The 19,296-nt window shown below is 38.4% G+C and carries 17 protein-coding genes; 5 read left to right on the top strand and 12 right to left on the bottom strand.

What is annotated here, in order from left to right:
- Nucleotides 1–200: 200 nt before the first annotated feature.
- Nucleotides 201–1,118, top strand: a complete 918-nt coding sequence (gene msrA, locus ACFX4W_RS18800) for a peptide-methionine (S)-S-oxide reductase MsrA (RefSeq protein ID WP_043982076.1) — start codon at nucleotides 201–203, stop codon at nucleotides 1,116–1,118.
- A 3-nt stretch (nucleotides 1,119–1,121) separates the two neighbouring features.
- On the opposite strand, the gene ACFX4W_RS18795 is transcribed toward msrA, so the two are convergent.
- Nucleotides 1,122–1,817, bottom strand: a complete 696-nt coding sequence (locus ACFX4W_RS18795) for a YqjF family protein (protein WP_043982075.1) — start codon at nucleotides 1,815–1,817, stop codon at nucleotides 1,122–1,124.
- A 19-nt stretch (nucleotides 1,818–1,836) separates the two neighbouring features.
- On the bottom strand, nucleotides 1,837–2,790 hold the full coding sequence (locus ACFX4W_RS18790; RefSeq protein ID WP_280559520.1) for an NAD(P)/FAD-dependent oxidoreductase: 954 nt from the start codon (nucleotides 2,788–2,790) through the stop codon (nucleotides 1,837–1,839).
- Nucleotides 2,791–2,989: 199 nt separating this feature from the next.
- Between ACFX4W_RS18790 and ACFX4W_RS18785 the strand changes: the two genes are divergently transcribed.
- A complete protein-coding gene (locus tag ACFX4W_RS18785; protein ID WP_043982072.1) occupies nucleotides 2,990–3,322 on the top strand; it encodes a hypothetical protein in 333 nt (110 codons plus the stop codon).
- A 35-nt stretch (nucleotides 3,323–3,357) separates the two neighbouring features.
- Here the strand turns inward: ACFX4W_RS18785 and motB are convergent, their stop codons facing one another.
- The 3 genes from motB to ACFX4W_RS18770 form a co-directional block, all read right to left on the bottom strand.
- Nucleotides 3,358–4,191 (bottom strand): flagellar motor protein MotB, encoded by an 834-nt coding sequence (motB, locus tag ACFX4W_RS18780; RefSeq protein ID WP_014460419.1) that lies wholly within the window; start codon nucleotides 4,189–4,191, stop codon nucleotides 3,358–3,360.
- Nucleotides 4,184–4,978, bottom strand: a complete 795-nt coding sequence (gene motA, locus ACFX4W_RS18775) for a flagellar motor stator protein MotA (protein ID WP_280559518.1) — start codon at nucleotides 4,976–4,978, stop codon at nucleotides 4,184–4,186. The genes motB and motA overlap by 8 nt, the downstream gene beginning before the upstream one ends.
- Nucleotides 4,979–5,107: 129 nt before the next feature.
- Nucleotides 5,108–5,251, bottom strand: coding sequence for a hypothetical protein (locus tag ACFX4W_RS18770; RefSeq protein ID WP_014460421.1), 144 nt, complete (start codon nucleotides 5,249–5,251; stop codon nucleotides 5,108–5,110).
- Between the two features lie 140 nt (nucleotides 5,252–5,391).
- On the opposite strand from ACFX4W_RS18770, the gene ACFX4W_RS18765 reads away from it, so the two are divergent.
- Nucleotides 5,392–5,670 (top strand): hypothetical protein, encoded by a 279-nt coding sequence (locus tag ACFX4W_RS18765; RefSeq protein WP_013082883.1) that lies wholly within the window; start codon nucleotides 5,392–5,394, stop codon nucleotides 5,668–5,670.
- Between the two features lie 13 nt (nucleotides 5,671–5,683).
- Here ACFX4W_RS18765 and ACFX4W_RS18760 read toward each other — a convergent pair whose 3' ends face one another.
- The 7 genes from ACFX4W_RS18760 to ACFX4W_RS18730 all read right to left on the bottom strand — a co-directional run bounded on the left by ACFX4W_RS18760 (nucleotide 5,684) and on the right by ACFX4W_RS18730 (nucleotide 15,945).
- Nucleotides 5,684–6,343, bottom strand: coding sequence for a serine/threonine-protein kinase (locus ACFX4W_RS18760; RefSeq protein WP_043982069.1), 660 nt, complete (start codon nucleotides 6,341–6,343; stop codon nucleotides 5,684–5,686).
- Between the two features lie 119 nt (nucleotides 6,344–6,462).
- Nucleotides 6,463–7,749, bottom strand: a complete 1,287-nt coding sequence (locus ACFX4W_RS18755) for a cytochrome P450 (protein WP_080781701.1) — start codon at nucleotides 7,747–7,749, stop codon at nucleotides 6,463–6,465.
- Between the two features lie 107 nt (nucleotides 7,750–7,856).
- A complete protein-coding gene (locus ACFX4W_RS18750) occupies nucleotides 7,857–9,350 on the bottom strand; it encodes an aldehyde dehydrogenase family protein (RefSeq protein ID WP_280560794.1) in 1,494 nt (497 codons plus the stop codon).
- 128 nt (nucleotides 9,351–9,478) lie between these two features.
- Complete coding sequence (gene pulA / locus ACFX4W_RS18745; RefSeq protein WP_483879989.1) at nucleotides 9,479–12,391, bottom strand: type I pullulanase; 2,913 nt, start codon at nucleotides 12,389–12,391, stop codon at nucleotides 9,479–9,481.
- A gap of 149 nt (nucleotides 12,392–12,540) precedes the next feature.
- Nucleotides 12,541–13,935, bottom strand: coding sequence for an L-cystine transporter (locus tag ACFX4W_RS18740; RefSeq protein ID WP_025752064.1), 1,395 nt, complete (start codon nucleotides 13,933–13,935; stop codon nucleotides 12,541–12,543).
- Between the two features lie 253 nt (nucleotides 13,936–14,188).
- A complete protein-coding gene (locus ACFX4W_RS18735) occupies nucleotides 14,189–14,557 on the bottom strand; it encodes a hypothetical protein (protein WP_013082877.1) in 369 nt (122 codons plus the stop codon).
- Nucleotides 14,558–14,661: 104 nt separating this feature from the next.
- Nucleotides 14,662–15,945: an ATP-binding protein gene (locus ACFX4W_RS18730; RefSeq protein WP_043982065.1), complete on the bottom strand. Its 1,284-nt coding sequence runs from the start codon at nucleotides 15,943–15,945 to the stop codon at nucleotides 14,662–14,664.
- Between the two features lie 325 nt (nucleotides 15,946–16,270).
- Between ACFX4W_RS18730 and ACFX4W_RS18725 the strand changes: the two genes are divergently transcribed.
- Both ACFX4W_RS18725 and ACFX4W_RS18720 read left to right on the top strand, forming a co-directional pair.
- The gene (locus ACFX4W_RS18725) at nucleotides 16,271–17,647 is read left to right on the top strand and encodes a M28 family peptidase (RefSeq protein WP_162214109.1); all 1,377 of its coding nucleotides are present in this window, start codon (nucleotides 16,271–16,273) and stop codon (nucleotides 17,645–17,647) included.
- A 165-nt stretch (nucleotides 17,648–17,812) separates the two neighbouring features.
- Entirely contained in the window at nucleotides 17,813–19,291 is a 1,479-nt protein-coding gene (locus ACFX4W_RS18720; RefSeq protein WP_043982063.1) for a potassium/proton antiporter, read from the top strand.
- Nucleotides 19,292–19,296: the final 5 nt, after the last annotated feature.

Below are 19,296 nucleotides of genomic sequence, written 5' to 3'. Positions count from 1 at the left end.
CAATAAACTGCATCTTTTTAAGAACATAAAATAAGGATACTCGCGTAAACAATAAGCCATTTTCTTTTATCCAGTGGTCATAATACCATAAGAATGTGCTTTCTTACAAGACTCATTATAAAGCGCTTTCTGTTTGTTTATACATTTTAATATATAAATATATTTTCATTTATTTTATTCAACGAAAAGAGGAAAGTAATATGAAAGAATATGCAACGTTTGCAGGAGGATGCTTTTGGTGCATGGTCGCTCCTTTTGATCAGCTTACAGGAATCAGCAGTATCCGCTCGGGCTACGCTAGAGATAAACAAATCACTTCTAAAGCTTCTGCTCTTGTAGAAAAGGAAAACGAATACGTAGAGGCCGTGCAAATTGTATGGGATCCTTCTCAAATTACGTTTGAAGATCTGCTTAACCTGTATTGGCAGCAAATTGACCCTACGGATTCCGCCGGACAGTTTTCAGACCGCGGACCATCGTATCGAGCCATCATCTTTTATCATAACGAAAAGCAAAAAGAAGCGGCTCTCGATTCTAAAAGAAAGCTTGCCCAAAGCGGACGTTTTAACAATCCTATCGTCACACCTATTTTACCTTTTTCTTCTTTTTACGAAGCCGAAGAGCAGCATCAGGATTATTATCGAAAAAATGCATTTCACTATAAATTATACAAAGAAGGCTCGGGGCGCACTGATTTTCTGACGCAGCATTGGCCCAAGGACCGCTCTTACCTCAAAAAGATCCTAACGCCTATGCAATATTTTGTTACACAGGAAAACGGTACCGAACCTCCTTTTACAAATTTATATTGGAATAACAAAAAACAAGGAATTTACGTTGACCTTCTAACTGGAGAAGCACTGTTCAAAACGTCAGATCAGCTTCCTTCTCATACAGGCTGGCCCATTTTTAAGCGCCCTATCTTATACGGAAACATAAAAAGAGTGCCGGCGCAGCATTCAACAGCGCTAAAAAGCAAAGAAGGAGATAACTATCTGGGTTTACTTTTAACAGAAGAAAACAGCGAATACTATCAAGTGAATTCCGCGGCTCTGCGCTTTATTCCAAAAGAGAAGCTTAAAGAAGAAGGCTATGAAGATTTTTTAATTTTGTTTTGATACCTATACTTTTTTAAAAGGGTAAAAATAAGCGGTTACTTTCTTTGCGTAGTGTACAGTTAAATCATGATGGTCCGCCGGACGCAAAAAAGGCTGAGTGATAGAATCATCTCTTATTTCACACTCTCCTTTTTGCAGTTCCCAAGGGTCATGATAAAGATCTCCTCTGTAGACATTTCCTTGATGAGTGGTAAATAAGCAGTAGCGCTCTGTAAGCCAATGAGCTAATTCTCCTTCTCTACTGCGATAGGACGGAGAAATACCTCTATATGTAAGCTTTACTCGCTCTTTTTGTGAGTCTCTGTGCGTTCGAACTGACTGAAAAGAAATATGGTTCTGAGTTTTGTTGAATGTCATAGCAGCGTGGTAATAAGGCAAATGAAAAAACTGACGAGCAATCCATACCCCTAGTGGATTGCTTGCGTCTAAACTAAAAAAATAAACGCCTTTTTCCCCTTTATATGTAACATATGTACGCACATTCAGCTCATATAGCCGTGAAAAGATAGGAACTGCGGGCGTTCCTTTAAATCGAATGTCTGTCATCGTAAAAGGCACAAGTGCAATCCATCCTTGACCATCATAGGTGTCAGGCTCTAACTGACTAGGCAATAAAGAAGCCAAAAATGCCGGATCTACAGGCCAATGAATAAACAGTAAATCTTTCCACGTTTGTTTCATTATCCAATTATTTTTCACTTCTTGGTCCCTCCTTTTTCTAGATGTTCTTTCCCATTAATTCAGCGGCTGCCGATTTCCCTGACAAATATGCGCTCTCTAACCGTGAGTGATTTGTTTCGTCTTCCCTTCTTAAAAAAGCATCTCCTGCCACCAGTAGCGACGGCATAATTTTAGCAAAGGGCTGATGAAGAACTTGTTCAGCCTCTGCATAGCGCCATTTCTTTAACTGAATGCTTTTAATATGATTTGCACCTATCCATTCTTTTATTTCATTTTTTATCGCCCGCAGTAGCTCATGTTCATGTTCATCAAAATGTTTTTCTGACCAGTCTTTATTCATATATATGCTAAGAACGGGCGTCTTTGATATTCCTTTTTGCTCATGATTAACGATTCTTTGGATTGTGCCATAAGGATTCGTGATTTGACCATGATCACCATACAGCATCTCTGTGTAAAGCTCTACGATAGCAACCAAGCAAGGACTAAATTTCAGTGTGTTAAGGATAGATCGCCCCGCCTGTAACCTACTGTTATTAAGCACCTCAATAACCTGAGGAGACGGAGGTGTAAAAATGATATCAGTCGCTTCAAAAATCTCATTTTCTTCTGTATACAGCTGATACCTTCCGTTTCGAAAATCAATAGCTTGAACTTTTCGATTCACGTATACGCGTAAATCTTCAGCTAAATATTTAGCTAGCGCATTCATCCCATTCATACTTTGATACCGAGGATGATGGTCACCAAACCACTTCTTAACCTTTCTATCAGCTATCCATTTATTTACGTCTTGTTGAAATTCATCGGATCTCACTGTAAAAAATTGAGCTCCGTGATCTGCTTTTCCCTCTCCTACTCTTCGGGTAGCCATTCGTCCCCCTACACTTTTACCCTTATCAAGAAGAAAGACCTCTATTCCTTCTTTTTGTAATTCAGCCGCTGCTGTAAGGCCCGCCATTCCAGCACCTACTATTCCTACTCGTCTCATTTTTTCCTCCTTATTTAACGCATTTACTTACAGTATAAAAAAAGCGGAATGATTGAGCTAATTTAAACTGTCTTTTTCATTTAACTGCATTTCTGCTTGTCTCAAAAAAGTAGTCTACGATTCCTTTCAGCTGAGTATACTTGTTGTATGCAAATATATCTTTACCTACTAGCACGTCTATAGATAGGAGGACTGTCATATGATGCTCTATGATATTAAGCACAAAGTATATTACGAAGTATTTAATACAGCTCGCCCTAAAATGAAGGACTCTCACCAAGGTCGAAGCTGGGGATATGTTTATAAAAATCTCAATGGACAACCTACAAAGTTTTGGATTGACTTTACGCATGGACGTTTTATGTACTTTCAAGTTGAAGACAAGTGGTATCGCGTGCAATATTTGCAGTCCAATGATAAGAAAAAAACAGCGGATGTCTTTAAAGGAGCTCTCATTGACTTGATTTTAGATGGAATGGATCTCAAGTTAGTACGAGGAAACTTTGAAAAGAGAAGACTCTTAGCTTTATAACACATAGAAAAACAGCCGTAAAAGCAGTCCTGCTTTTACGGCTGTTTAATTGTACGAGGAGTAATCAATATTTCAACCCTCCTATTTTTCGCTTGTCCCTCTGCTGTATTATTAGATGTCACCGGTTTGAACTCTCCAAATCCTTTTGCACTGAACATGCTTGGATTAAGCTTATCGTTTTTCAAGATAACTTTCATAAAGTTAACTGCTCTCATCACGCTTAACTCCCAGTTGGATTCAAAACCAGCGTTGCGAATAGGTACGTTATCAGTGTGACCGCTAATAATGATATTACGAGGAGGGTCAATCACCAAAAGCTCTGAAATATCATTGGCGATTTTTGTATCTTCACTTCGAACCTGCGCTCTTCCCGAATCAAACAATACATTGTCTCGAATGGAAATTAAGAGACCTTCATCAGTTAGCGAAGTCTGTAATTGATTTGTTAGGTTTTTCTTTTGAATATACGCATTAATTTTAGATTGAATTTGCTGAAGCTCTTCTTGATCAGCTTCTCGAATGGTTTGCTCTTTTTGTTCGCTCGTTAACGATTGTGAAGAAGCAGGAGACTGATTGGGGGCTGTCTCCACTTCATTTGTTTTTTCCGTACTTTTAGCTGCAGGGGTATTTGAAGGCTGAACCGCTTCTTCAGATTCCTGCAGAGATTGAAATTCCATCACGCCCGTTCCTCCAACGAACGCTTCATTAAATGCGCGAGAAAGGTTCTTAAATTTCTGCGCATCCACTGAGCTCATTGCAAACAATACAATGAATAAAGCAAGTAAAAGTGTAAGCAAATCTGAGTAAGGAAGCAGCCAGCTTTCGTCAACATGGTCCTCTTCATGCTTTCGTTTTCTGCGTCTACTCATTTATGCCCACTTCACTTTCTTGAAGAAGCTTTTTACGTTCCGCTGTTGGCAAATAAGAAGCCAGCTTTTGCTCAATTACTTTTGGCGTTTCTCCTTCTAAAAGTGAAAGCACTCCTTCGATCATCATATACTTTACCTTTACTTCATGTTTCGATTTACGCTTTAGTTTATTTGCAAACGGATGCCATAGTACATACCCAGTAAAAATACCAAGAAGCGTAGCAACAAACGCCGCGCTGATTGCATGTCCTAGCGTATCTGTATCTTCCATGTTCCCAAGCGCAGCAATTAACCCTATAACAGCTCCAAGTACACCCAGAGTTGGAGCATATGTACCTGCTAAAGCGAAAATACTTGCACCCGTTTGATGTCTTTCTTCCATAGCATCAATTTCTTCAGACAACACGTCTCGTATATAATCCGCACTTTGACCATCAATAGCTAAATTCAAACCATTTTTTAAGAAAGGGTCATCTACATCAATAATTTGGGCTTCAAGTGATAGTAACCCTTCTTTTCGAACAACTTGTCCCCATTCAGAAAACATGTATACTAAATCAACGGGCTGCAGCATTTTTTGTTCTTTAAACAGGACACCAAACAGTTTTGGGACTCTTTTGATTTCATTTGAAGGAAATGCAATCACTACTGCTCCGACGGTTCCGACAATAATAATTAAAATAGCAGCGGGATTTCCTAACACAGATGGATTAACCCCTTTGAAAAACATACCTACAATAAGAGAGGCTATTCCTAAAATCAGTCCAATAAAAGATGTTTTATCCATATGTAATTCTCCTATCCTTAACTTCCTGTTCTTTCTTTTTGTGTATTTTATCCTCATCTTTTATTTCGACTATTTCATAGAATTTTTAAGCCTTTTATGAATCATATTTATAATTACAGCTTTTCTCTATTATAAAAACACTTTTTTCAACTTTTCATACAGAATATCTGAAGGTCCAGCTATAATCGCTACAATTTGATTTTCCACATAAATAGCAGCCGTCATCTTATTATCAATATCAGCTAAAATGGCAAATCCGACGTTAATGTTCAAGTTTATTCACCTCTGTCACGTTCTTGTTTATTCAACATATAAAAAGAACAGTCTTACCATTTATTTTTCCGTGTCTTATTGACATTTGTAAATTTTATATTAAGATTATGTAAATGAGTTGACAAAATGGAGGTGATATCATGCTACTAGAAAAATACTGTAAAGACACTGATTTATTGATTATCCAGTTTACAATCGAACTAACAAAAGACATTCACGCTAAAATCTCCGCACGTACTTTATTTTATGAAGAACAGGTGATACGTTATGCTGAAAAAAGAATACGTTCTTTCTTACATCCTCTTTCCCTTAAACATACGCTAAAATTTGTCTATCAATCTGAAATACTACAAACCATTCTATTCAAATTAAAACCAACTTTTGAGCAGCAGCATGTATTGCGCTGTATTTCATCTTAAAAAGGAGTTCCCTTTAGCGGAAACTCCTTTTTGATTTGATTCTACGATATAGACGATATGCTTTTCTGATAACGTTTAAAAGCGGGTACGGCAAGCGGATATGGTACTTATCAATAGTCGGATAAAAGGTGTAATAAGCTTTTACAAGGTCTGTCCATTTTTTATCAATACCTTCTTTATAAAAGTCAGAGATATCCACCACATACCCTCTTCCATCTTTCATCATGACATTTTTACCATGCACATCATACGGGTTTAAACCTTGGCTTCTTGCATAGTCCAAAGCTGCGTTCACATCTTTTATGACTTGTTCTGGAATCTTTATTCCCCGCTGGATGGCATCATACAAGGTAACGCCTGTAAGTCTTTTTAAAATCAAGTACGTCTTTCCCTCATGAAAAAGTTGAGAATAAGCTGGGTGAACGCCCAGCTTTCTATACACTTGCGCTTCTTTCTTTACACCATAAATTTCTCTTCCGTATACTTTCACGACAAATTCAGGATAATTTTCGTGCGTAAACACACCCGCATAGTTTCCTTTACCAATAAGTACCCACTCTTTTGTTTTGTTCGTAACTTCAACTGGATCATAGTCACTTTCACTTTGAATCGTAACTTGCGTTAGTAATGATGTTTCAACTAGCGACACTAACTGTTTAATTGTTTTATCCATAGTCCCCTCTAAAAATCCTTCAGTAATCTCTATCAAATATTACCCTATGATAAATCTCAATGCAGGATGTGTCAATAAATTGACAGCCTGATATAAAGAGGGAAAGTATTCCCGTTCATTCAAGACTGCGCGTGAACTTTGTGAACATTCACCTTCAGTTCTTCTTTCATATTCAGCATTACGCCCGCCATCGGAGCAATAGATTCAGGCTCAGTCAGCTGAAATAAAAAGCGCTTTGTCATTTCTGACAGAAAAATGGTTACTATTTCAGTGATATAGTCCATGCCCCTTTCCGCTTGATGCTCAATCCCAAGCGGCATATACATATAGCTTGGGACATCAATGGACCCTCCTTTTTCAAAACGGTCAGGTAAAAATTCACTTGGCTCTAAAAAATAATCTTCATGGCGATGCATCATATAAGGGCTGATTAACATAATCTCCCCTTTTTTGATACTGTAGCCATCTATTTGTATATCTTCACGTGCTTGACGCCCAAATAGCCAAAGAGGCGGATACAACCTCATGCTTTCAGCAATTATTTTGCGCATATAGGTCAGATTTTTGGTTGAAAGTGATTCGCCGCTAGCATAGGCTTGAATTTCTTTATGCAGCTGAAGGTGCTCCCTAGTATTTTGAGACAGTAAATGAATAGACCAGCTGCATACGTGCGTAATCATTTCATACATCGAAAGGAATATAGAATTTAGCTGTTCATATATTTCTCTTTCATCGCTGTCTTCTCCGTAAGAATTCAATATATACTGCAGTAAATCATTTCCTTCGGTTTTGTTTTGAACACGCATTTGAACGCGTTCAAAAAGGAGTTGTTCTAGCTGCTCATCTGAGTCAAGCTGGTGCAAAGGTAGACGAATATAAATTTTGCCTAACTTTTCTTTTTTTCTCATAAGCGCTTGAACATAGTGAATTTTATCTTTCTCCTCAATCGAAATGCCAAATACAAGTTGAAGGAGTACAGCTACGACTATCTGTCTTATGTCTTTTACTATCGTTCGAAGCTGCCCTTCTTCCCACGTTTCCGTATGCTTTTCAATTATTTTTGCGATTGCTTCCTTGTTATAAGTTAGATGTTGTTTTAGTTGTGAGGGTTGAATGGGGCTCATATATAATGCTTCATCTGTCCATAACATTTCTTCGCCTAGCAGCGTTTTAAACATATGCGTTAGTTTAATTTTTTGAAACGCCTTGCTGTTTGTAATGACTACATCTTTAATAAGTTGAGGGTCTCTCGTTACATAAAAGCGTTTGTGCGCAACTCTAAATGTTGCAATTTCTCCATACTGAGTCAAGTTTTCCAAAAAACCCAGTGGGTTCTCTCTAAACTTTTGCAGGTGACCGGTAAGCTTATACGACGAGGGGCCCTGTATAACCGGCAATGTTATCACTCCTTTTCTAAAAATGCGGGACTTAAACAAATAAAAGAGTAGTCCACTAAAGACTACTCTTTTTCACACAAAGATATGCTATTGATTTCCACAAAAATTCTTACTTATTATTCCATATTGATCCATACGCTTTTCACTTCAGTGTAGTTATCAAGCGCATAGCTTCCCATTTCACGACCAATTCCCGACTGTTTATAGCCTCCAAACGGGCTTGCTGCATCAAATACGTTGTAACAGTTCACCCAAACTGTACCTGCTTTAATACCATGAGCAATATAGTGTGCTTTCTTTAAATCCTGTGTCCAGACGCCCGCTGCTAGACCATATGCTGTATCATTTGCTTTGGCAATTAAATCATCGAGATCATCAAACGGCATAGCAGCTACAACCGGACCAAAGATTTCTTCACGAGCAATCGTCATTGAATGATCGACATCTGCAAAGATAGTCGGTTCTACGAAATAGCCTTGATCAAATGGAATGTTTCCTCCTGCGAGTACTTCCGCTCCTTCTTCAATTCCTTTATCAATATAGGTTTTCACTCGTTTTTGCTGCTGCGCAGATACAAGCGGACCCATTGTCGTCTCATCTGCTAATCCATTTCCTTGTTTAATAGATTTCGTTTGAGAAACTAAATCAGCTACGACATTATCATATAAGCTTTTTTGGACATACAGACGACTTCCAGCACAACATACTTGTCCTTGATTAAACATAATACCTGAAAGCGCACCAGGAACTGCTTTTGTTAAGTCTGCATCCGGGAGGATAATGTTTGGTGATTTACCTCCAAGCTCTAACGTCACACGCTTTAAGGAGTCGCTAGCTTGCTTCATAATTGCTTTTCCGACAGCAGTAGATCCTGTAAAAGCAATTTTATCGACAAGATCATGATGAACGAGCGATTCACCTGCTGTTTTCCCGTAGCCTGGCACAATGTTTAGCACGCCTTTTGGGAACCCTGCTTCATCGGCTAGTCGGGCCAAGTAAAGTGCAGAAAGCGGCGTTTGCTCTGCTGGTTTGAGCACAATTGTACATCCAGTTGCCAAAGCAGCTCCGAGCTTCCAAGCGGCCATTAAAAGCGGGAAGTTCCACGGAATAATTTGGCCAACAACTCCTACTGGTTCATATCTTGTATAGTTAAAATACGCTCCTTGCACAGGAATAGTTTGTCCAACCATTTTAGTTGACCATCCAGCAAAGTAGCGGAAATGTTCAATTGCTAATGGAATGTCTGCATTTGATGTTTCACGAATTGGTTTTCCGTTATCAAGCGTTTCAAGCTGCGCAAGCTCCAATTGATGTGTTTCCATTAAATCAGCTAATTTATAAATAAGTCGACTTCTTTCAGCTGCTGACATCTTTGTCCAAGGTCCATGATCAAAGGCTTCTCTAGCCGCTCTGACGGCACGATCAATATCCTCTGGATTTGCTTCAGCTACATCTGCCAACTTTTCACCCGTTGCTGGGTTTACTGTTTCAAACGTTTTTCCCGAAACAGAGTCTACCCATTCGCCGTTAATGTATAGCTGTTTAACTCCTTTTAAAAACTCCACTACTTTCGGACTCATTTCAACTTTTTTCGCTCCAAGATTTTGCATCAAATACATACCTCCCCACGAATTTCGAAAACGCTAACAATGAATATTTTACCATGTTATCTAGTAAAATCAACAATTTCGCATACAATATTCTGAATTTTTCTACATGTATTCTAGTTATCTAAAATTTATCTTACTAGCACAAATGTCGAAAGAGGCGAAACATTTACTGTATTTCCTTTCACCGTACGGAGCGTTTTTGTTCCTGCCTGCTCGCCGTCAACAAGTAATCTCCACGTTCTGTTAGAAGGCAGATGAACCGTTTGAGCTTGTTTATTTGCATTATGAATCACCATTATTTCGTTTGCTTTATCTTTATTGGCTTTAGCATTTAACGTATAACCTACTACGTTTGCTGGTGCATCAACAAAGCGTAAATTTTGATGAATAGCCTGTGCACTCGTCATTCTAAATGAGGAATATTGCTTTCGAAGCGCAATAAGTCCCTTCATATAATCTACTTCTTGGCTGAAAGCTGCTCGGCGCTTCCAATCTAGCTGATTGACAGAATCGGGTGACTGATAGCTATTATGATCTCCGCCTTTTGTTCTCATAAACTCTTGACCTGCATGTATAAAGTTCATTCCTTGAGATGTTAAAATAATAGAAGAAGCAAGCTTATGCATTTGCTTTTTCGTTTGCTCGGTGTCAGCAGGGTTCGTCAGCTGAAGCTTATCCCATAACGTATGGTTATCGTGAGCTTCTACATACGTCACAACTTGATCCGGGTCTTCATACGTGGCAGTGGAATGATCATAATCTATTCCAGCTGCTATACTTTGCTGTATGAGCTTTTCTTGCCCCTGTTTTCCATTAACAAATCCGTTGTCATGATCAAAAAATACGCTGCCTTTAAGACCATCTCGCATACCGTCATTAAAATGAGCGATGCGCTTCATATCCTGAGCGTTTTTCTGATTAGCTTTTAGCTTAGCATCAAGCTCGGTTCCTAGATCCCAGCCCTCTCCTAAGACGATAATGGAAGGGTCAATTTCATCTAACTTCTTTCTCACTTCATTCATTGTCTTTGTATCGTGAATCCCCATTAAATCAAATCGAAACCCATCAATGTGGTACTCTTTTGCCCAATACGCAATAGAATCTACAATAAACTTCCGAACCATCTTCCGTTCAGACGCCGTGTCGTTTCCAACACCTGTTCCGTTGGATAAAGTTCCATCTTCCTTATAACGGAAGTAGTAGCCTGGAACTAATTTATCAAAGCTATGCTCACTCACTGCATACACATGATTATAAACCACGTCCATTACCATACGAAGCTGCTTATCATGAAGCGTTTGAATCATTTGTTTAAGCTCAATGATTCTCGTCTTAGGATTATATGGGTTTGTTGAATAGGAACCTTCTGGGACGTTGTAATTTTTCGGATCATATCCCCAGTTAAACTGCGGCTCGTTTAATTTCGTTTCATCCACCGTACGATAATCGTAAATAGGCAGGAACTGAACGTGCGTCACACCTAAATCTTTAATATGACTGAGTCCTGTTTTTACTCCATTTGGTCCTTTCGTATTCCACTCCGCTACGCCTAAATATTTTCCTTTATTTTTGATACCACTCTCTTTTTGAGACGATAAATCTCGTACGTGCAGTTCATAGATAATCGCATCTTCTGGATTTTTAAATTTCGGCTTATTTGCACTCCACTTTCTCGGATTTGTCTTAGCCAAATCTACGACAACTCCGCGATCTCCATTCACCGTTGTTGCTCGTACATATGGATCAACCGCTTCGCTCCAGCTGTTCCCAATTTTCACTTTGTACGTATAAATTAGTTCATCATGATTTCCTTTTAACTCCGCTTTCCACGTTCCTTTTTCACTTTTGATCATAGAAATTTCTTTTACAGCTTTGGAGTTCCATGATGAATAAGTCACTAGCTTGGCTTCGCTTGCGGTTGGAGCCCATACGCGAAAATTTGTTTGTTTCTTAGAATACGTGTTTCCTAAATCGTTTCCGCTATATGCATACTTTTCGTCAAATTCTTTCGTGCGAACGACATTTCCATTGACTACATCAGCTGAGCCGTAGCCTTTTTGCTTCACTTTATACGTTTTTGTAACGTCCAAAGGCTGTTTTGTTATGATTTTAACTTTAGTAGTAGCAGCGTCTTCTCCCTCTTTATAAGGTATCACTTTCTCAATTTGAGCTCCGTCAATTTCAATGTCTCCTAAACTCTTAGAAGAGTCAAACGGCACGTTTGTTTCTAAGGTGATTTGATTAAATGTATCCATAGTCGCTTTCGTGATTTTCCGAGTGATATCTACTCCAGCTCTATCATAATAAATTCGATTTTGTCCTTGAACAATCCATACTTCTACATTCCCATCTTTACCAACCTTGGTAATAAAGCGCTCTCCTCCGTCTTTATTTTCCCAATCGCTGTCACTAGTAGAATGGCGTACAATAAAACCAATTTTGTCAAATAAATTACCACTTCCACTGTTAATGGCGTAGGTCGCCCTCTTCCCAAAATTCGTGTCTTCCGTAAATTCGATTTGCTTCCCTTCTTTTTCATCACCTGGCCATGTCCAAATGTTCCACCCGCTGTAATCTCCGTCGTACCGATGATAATTTAAGGTAACGTTTACTTTATCAAACTTCGGTAAATCTCGGTATTCACCGTCAGGAGGAGACGTATATGTATGTTCATCTCCACTTTTCACCCATACTTCTCCTTCACCGTTCTCCACCGAAACGAAGCGGTCTCCTCCATCTTTTTCCCACGACTCTGTTCGAACAATAAAACCTACTTTGTCATAAATACCGGGTAATTCAACTTCCGCTACTTTTCCAAATTGATCTTCCTCTGTAAATACGTAAGGCTTCCCTTCTCCTCCTTCAGGAAAAACCCATAATCCCCATTCCTTTGTATCATTTGGAGCAGGCTGATAGTGAATCGTGATTTTAGTTGAGTCTGCTGCAGATGCAAACGATTGCATAAATGGGCTAAAAAAAGAGCTTACTAGTAAGAGTAAAGCCATCAGTACCATTGCATATTTAGTCCAACTACATTTCAATGAAAACCCTCCCGTAAAATAAAGTACGTACACATTTTTCACTATAACCTTTTTTTGAAAGCGTTATCATAAGTATTTTTTCCTATTTTATGTCGATAAAGAAAAAAAATCCATAGTTAACAATGTTAACTATGGATGACGTATCTCTTTTACACTTCTGCTGTTTCAGGTGAGATAGTTTGATCGTTATATACGTTTGTATCTAGCTCTTTTGTTAATTTACTAGTGACGACTCCGGCTGTCATGCTTCCACTTACATTAAGCGCCGTACGCCCCATATCAATCAATGGCTCTACTGAAATTAATAAGCCTGCTAGCGCTACGGGCAAATTCATAGAAGATAATACAAGTAAAGCCGCAAATGTCGCTCCTCCGCCAACGCCTGCTACGCCAAACGAACTAATTGCTACAATGGCAATCAACGTGAAAATAAATGAAGGCGTTAAGGGATCAATACCTACCGTTGGTGCAATCATAACGGCTAACATAGCTGGATATATTCCAGCGCATCCGTTTTGACCAATTGTAAGACCAAATGAACCTGCGAAATTCGCAATTCCTTCTGGAACCCCTAACTGTCTTGTTTGTGTATTAACATTCAAAGGTAATGCTCCAGCACTTGTACGGGAAGTAAAAGCAAAAGCCAATACAGGAAATACTTTCTTAACATATGTGATCGGATTTACACCGATGATTGTTAGAATAACTAAATGAACAATAAACATAGCTGCCAATGCGACATAGGATGCTACAACAAATTTTCCAAGTTTAACAATTGCATCAATATCACTCGTTGCTACTGTTTTGGTCATAATTGCGAGTACTCCATAAGGAGTTAACCGAAGAATTAGCGTCACTACACGCATTACAATTGCATAAAGCGTATCAATAATTTTTGAAAATAACGCCGCTTCCTCAGCCTTTTTACGCTTCACGCCTAAATACGCAATTCCAACAAATGCCGCAAAGATGACAACTCCAATCGTGGAAGTTGAACGTGCGCCTGTTAAATCAAGAAATGGGTTAGCAGGTAATAATTCTACTACTTGCTGCGGGATTGTTTTTGCTTCTAAACTAGATAAATTATTTTCTAAGTCCTCTCCGCGCTGAAGTTCCGCTTCCCCTTTTGTAATTTGGACAGATTCTAAATTAAAGCTCGTTGTTGTAAAAATACCAATTGCAGCTGCTATCGCTGTTGTGACAAGCAAAATCCCAATAATTAAACTACTAATCTTTCCAATATTGCTCGTCAATTTTAAGCGAGTGAATGCCGCTACAATCGATACAAATACAAGCGGCATAACAATCATTTGCAGAAACTTAACATATCCGCTTCCTACAATGCTAAACCAATCGGCGGTCGTCATCGTTACTTCATGAGTCGGACCATACACCCACTGAAGAGCAAAGCCAAAAATAATCCCTAGTCCAAGCGCTGTAAACACACGCTTTGAAAATGATACATGCTTTTTCTGCATCATAAACAGCCCCGCAAGCAATGCGAGCATAATGAGGATGTTTAGGATGACTAATAAGTTATTCATAGATGTTCCCCCTGTAATTTTTTCCATAAATCATGTCTCTATTACTTATAATATAACAATACCAATAAGTCAACTAGGTTTTATGTTTTTTCCTGAAGATAGTTTTTTTGAATAATTTTGACAAAACAAAAAAGCTAAGGATTTTCCTTAGCTTTCTATTTTACGCTTGTATGTACTTCAGTGGTCTTTTGCCCCGTTACCAGAGATGGTCTTTCTTTCATTACACCGGATGTACTACAATTCATATATAGGATTACATTTCATATAATTCATTTAGCCATTTTACAAACAAATGTCTGGGTAATTCTAGTTCGTGAAGCTCGACATATTGAATATCAGATAGCGTCGTCCCTCTAGCCATATAAAAGTACCACTGCCAGCCAATATCTTTAGCAATGGCATAGGATTTAGCTAGATCTTGTCTATTATCTGTCTGCTGCATATCATTCATCCACTGCGTTTCATCCGCTTCATACTCATAATAATGGAGAGTATATTTATCACACCAATACGTAAGGTCCTGATGGGAAAACGGATTTTCTCCGTCACATACTTGAAGCAATAGCATTCTTAAATTTTCCGGTGTATACGGTAATATAATTTTTTGATCTGCACGTCTCATTTTGCTACCTTCCTGACATGTTCGTTTCTTTTATTACATCATGTACGGCTGCGTTTAGCAATAAGAAATGGATGACGTTTTCATTACTTTTCGTTTACAACATTTCATTTGCTTGCAAAAACCGCCGTATCTTCGACATACAGAGGCAGTCGGATTTTAACAATCGTCCCTTTGTTCTGTTCACTCTCAATCTGCAGGGTACCGTGATGATCATGAATAATTTTGGAGCTGATTGTTAATCCAAGCCCCATTCCTTTTTCTTTTAAAGTAAAAAACGGTTCTCCTATATGTTCTAGACGATCTTTAGAAATTCCTACTCCTTCATCTCTAACTTCTATAAAAATATGGTTATCCTGCGCTGTTTTGATTGTAATGTAAATATTTCCAGGCCTATCCATGGCTTCAATTGCGTTTTTAAAAACATTAAGTAATACTTGAATAAGGTGATTTTTATTTCCATACACACTAGCGTTATTTGTTTGTTCATCGTATAAGAAGTCAATGTTTTTCAATAAAGCTTCATGGGAAGTTAAACTCATTACATACTTAACCGCTTCTGTAAGAGAAAACACGCGAAAATGTTCACTTTCAGGTTTTGACAAAAGGAGCATTTCACTGACAATACCATTAATTCGTTCCAGCTCATCAAGCATGATGTTAGCATACCCTATTGCGGATCGGTCTGTTTCTTTCATGAGCTGAACAAACCCTTTAATACTCGTAAGCGGATTTCTAATTTCATGAGCAATTCCAGCAGCTAATTCGCCTACTACAGACAGCTTTTCCTTTTTTATCAGAAGCGCTTCTGCAAGCTTTTGCTGAGTGATATCTCGTCCAATTGTGATAAGAGCTTTTCTTGAGCCATCATCAAAAAACACAGGTACTTTAATAACATCAAATGTTTTGACCTCGCCGTTTGGTATTTCAAACGCTTCTTCCGTACGTACCTTTTCCTTTTTCCTCCAAGCTTCTTCATCCGATGAAATACAGTGTAAGAAAGCAGCTTGAAAGAAAGGGACAAGCTCCCCAAGTTCTGCATCGGTTTTACCCCTGTAATCAATACCCTTTAAATGATAAAGTTCTCTTCCAAAATCATTCACCGCCACCCATTTGCCAGCCCCATCTTTGAAACAAATAAAATCTGGCATTGAATTTATTAATGTAGCAAGCTGATACTGTTCATCAGACACCTGGGTATGAACCGAACGCTTATGAAGTAAATAAAACGTTCCAGCCGTTACGCCCACTAGTAAACTATCTTTTATCAAACTGCTAAGAGCATATGCTCCTTTAAAAAATGCCATTGTTTGAAAGACGATGTACACCCCTACAAGCAGAAGACCCGCTACCGCCGCTGCTTTTCGTACACCCTCCCTATTTTTTATCAATATTTCCCACCAGCCTTTGTTTTTTAAGTGAATACTCTCTATGTCTCATCAATTAAGTTCTGAATATTCTTCTTACTTTTAAACTAGTTTACCTTATTTTTTTATTCTTATCTAATACCTTTTTTTATTACTTTTGACACAGTTTCTTTTATCCTCTTTAGTTGTTTCCGCATTTTCATTTTATTTGAATTATTTTCTCTATCAAAATAGGAATTTAGATACGGAATATACTGGAACATTTAGGTAATAATACTCTTTTTTGTATTTTCTTAATATTGTAAATTCGAGTAGTACCAACTACATCGATAAATTTAGGGGGATTTTAATAAAAAAAACCGTGATTTCTTTGGCTGTAGCAACAAGTTTGACTTTATCTTTTACAAGTGTACAAGCTTCTACTTCTGCAAATGCTTCTCACCATCAAAGTTCTGAACAAAAAGCATTAAAAAAAATCAATGCTGAGAAAATTTATCAAGACATTGCGTATCTCTCAAAAAAACCTCGTGTGGCAGGAACTGAAGCTGAACGCGAAGCTGCTACATTTGTTCAAAAGCGTTTGTCTAAACTAGGCTATGAGAGCGCAGTAGAGCCTTTTACCTTTACCGGTTACACACCAGCAGCTAGTTTTTCACTAAGCGTAAACGGTACCAGCTACTCTCCAACAACTTTTACTTATAGCACCAATGGAAATGTCACTGCTGAAATTGTAGATGGAGGGCTGGGTACAAAAGATAATTTAGCAAACAAAGATGTAACAGGTAAAATTGTATTAGTTCAGCGAGGCACTATTACTTTTGGTGAAAAAGTATTAAATGCTGCTGAAAAAGGGGCTGCAGCCGTCATTATTTTTAATAATACAGACGGTGAGCTAAGCGGAACGCTTGGCGGCGCTAATGATAACTACATTCCGTCTCTTGCTGTTACCAAAGAAGAAGGTGAAAAGATTCTTACTTCTATTCAAAAAGGCGAAAAGCCTTCAGGTACAGTAAAAATTGAAGGAGCTGTCGTAAGTGAGCGAACATCTTATAATGTAACCGCTACTAAACCTTCTACTTTTAAGAAAAAAGGAACAAATGATATTATTGTAGTAGGTGCTCATCATGATTCTGTGGCCGGAGCGCCTGGGGCAAATGACGATGCTTCTGGAACAGCAATGGTGCTTGAATTAGCTCGCGTATTTAAAACTCTTCCTACTGATACAGAACTGCGATTTGTTACATTCGGAGCTGAAGAAGTAGGTTTACTAGGATCCGAGCATTATGTTAGTGAGCTATCTGAAGATGAGAAAAATCGTATTGTTGGAATGTTTAATTTAGACATGGTGGGAAGTCGAGATGCGGGAGATTTGGTGATGAATACAGCTGATGGAACACCAAATCTTGTCACAGAATTAGCTCAAGCTTCAAGTACAAGATTAAATGGATCACCTACGCCATTCCAAGCTGGCGGCCGCAGTGATCACGTTCCTTTTGCAGAGGCAGGAATACCGGCTGCTCTATTTATTCACAGTCCGTCTGAACCTTGGTATCATACGCCTGAAGATACCCTTGATAAAATAAGCAAAGAAAAACTTCAAGATGTGGCTGAGATTGTTGGAACAGCTATTTACGATCGTTCCCGTCCCGATCAACAAGGTTCTTCAGTTAAAAAGAAAGCAACATTTAAAGCTCCTCATCTTTATCACGAGCAAGATGTTAAATAAGAATCTGTCCCTGTTATTCATACATGATCAAAAAAAGAGATGTTTATGCATCTCTTTTTTTGATAAGCAGATTTCTCAAGGTTTTAAATCCATTATGCTACAATTATTATAGAGGAACCTCATTTATTGCTTACATAAAAATTTTGAACAAAAGAGGTGTATTTTTTGGATTTTACGGTAGACCATTCAATTCTTTTGCTATCTATTCTCCTTGTCATAGGGGTACTTACTGCAAAGTTCTCTACTCGCCTTGGAGTCCCTTCGCTTGTACTCTTTATTATTGTAGGAATGGTTGTTAGCCACTACATCTACTTTGACAATGCTCTTTTAACACAAGGATTCGGAATATTAGCGCTTATCATTATTCTTTTTGATGGAGGCGTGCAGACCAAATGGAAAGATGTTAAACGCGTTGTTCGCCCTTCCGTTTCATTAGCTACTTTCGGAGTCCTCATTACGACAGTTTTAACGGGTGTACTTGCCAAATATATTTTAGGTGTTACTTGGCTTGAAGGCTTTTTATTTGGGGCAATCGTTGGCTCTACAGATGCTGCAGCCGTGTTCTCTGTACTAGGGACACAGAATATCCGCCAAAAATTAAACTCCACGCTAGAAGCAGAATCTGGTTCCAATGATCCGATGGCCATCTTCTTAACCGTTTCTATTATTGAATTAATTCAACATCCGGACTCTCCTATCCTCTCATTAATCCTTAATTTCTTTTGGCAAATGGGAATCGGGCTGGTACTTGGTTTAGTACTCGGAAAAGCATCCGTTTGGATTATTAATCGAATTAATTTGGATTCTTCAGGTCTTTACCCTGTGCTTACATTGTCATTGGCCGCCTTAACCTATGGAATTTCCACATTTGTAGAAGCAAGCGGTCTACTTGCTGTATATGTAATGGCAGTGGTAGTAGGAAATGCAGATCTAACTTATCGTCACACAATTGTCCGCTTTAACGAAGGTTTTGCATGGATGATGCAAATTTTAATGTTTATTTTACTCGGCCTTCTTGTCTTTCCTAATCAACTGCTAGATATCATTTGGCAAGGTATACTGTTATCTCTTTTACTTATGTTTGTCGCTCGTCCACTCGGCGTATTTCTTTCGATGATGTTTGCTAAATATTCTTCCAAAGAAAAACTGTTTATTTCTTGGGCCGGTTTAAAAGGAGCTGTTCCAATTGTATTGGCTACTTATCCTATGATGGCAGGTTTGGAGAACAGCACGCTCATTTTTAACGTCGTTTTCTTTGTTGTCTTAACTTCCGCTCTTCTTCAAGGAGCAACAATCGCTCCTTTAGCCAAATTTCTAAACCTTTCTCAAGGTGAAAAAGAGACGGTTCCTCACAGTCTCGAGCTTGTTTCGATGGGCAAAACCAAAAATGAAATGATTGAGTTGAAGCTCGTGGAACATGCAGATATATCAGGAAAATCGCTTGAAGAACTTCACCTCCCTGAAGACATTTTAGTGACTGCTGTTATTCGAGATGATAAACTACTTACCCCTAGAGGAAATACACAAATTTTTGCAGGTGATACATTATATATTCTTATTTCGAAGAAAAAACGGGATAAAGTAAAAGCATTTTTCCAAAAAAATACGTCTGATGGGGACGAAAGAGAAGGAAAAACTAGTTAAAAAAT

It is taken from the genome of Priestia sp. YIM B13489 (assembly GCF_042787645.1).
GTDB classification, from domain to species: Bacteria; Bacillota; Bacilli; order Bacillales; family Bacillaceae_H; genus Priestia; species Priestia megaterium.
Note: the sequence above shows the minus strand (reverse complement) of the source record. Positions and strands in the feature narration are given on the sequence as shown.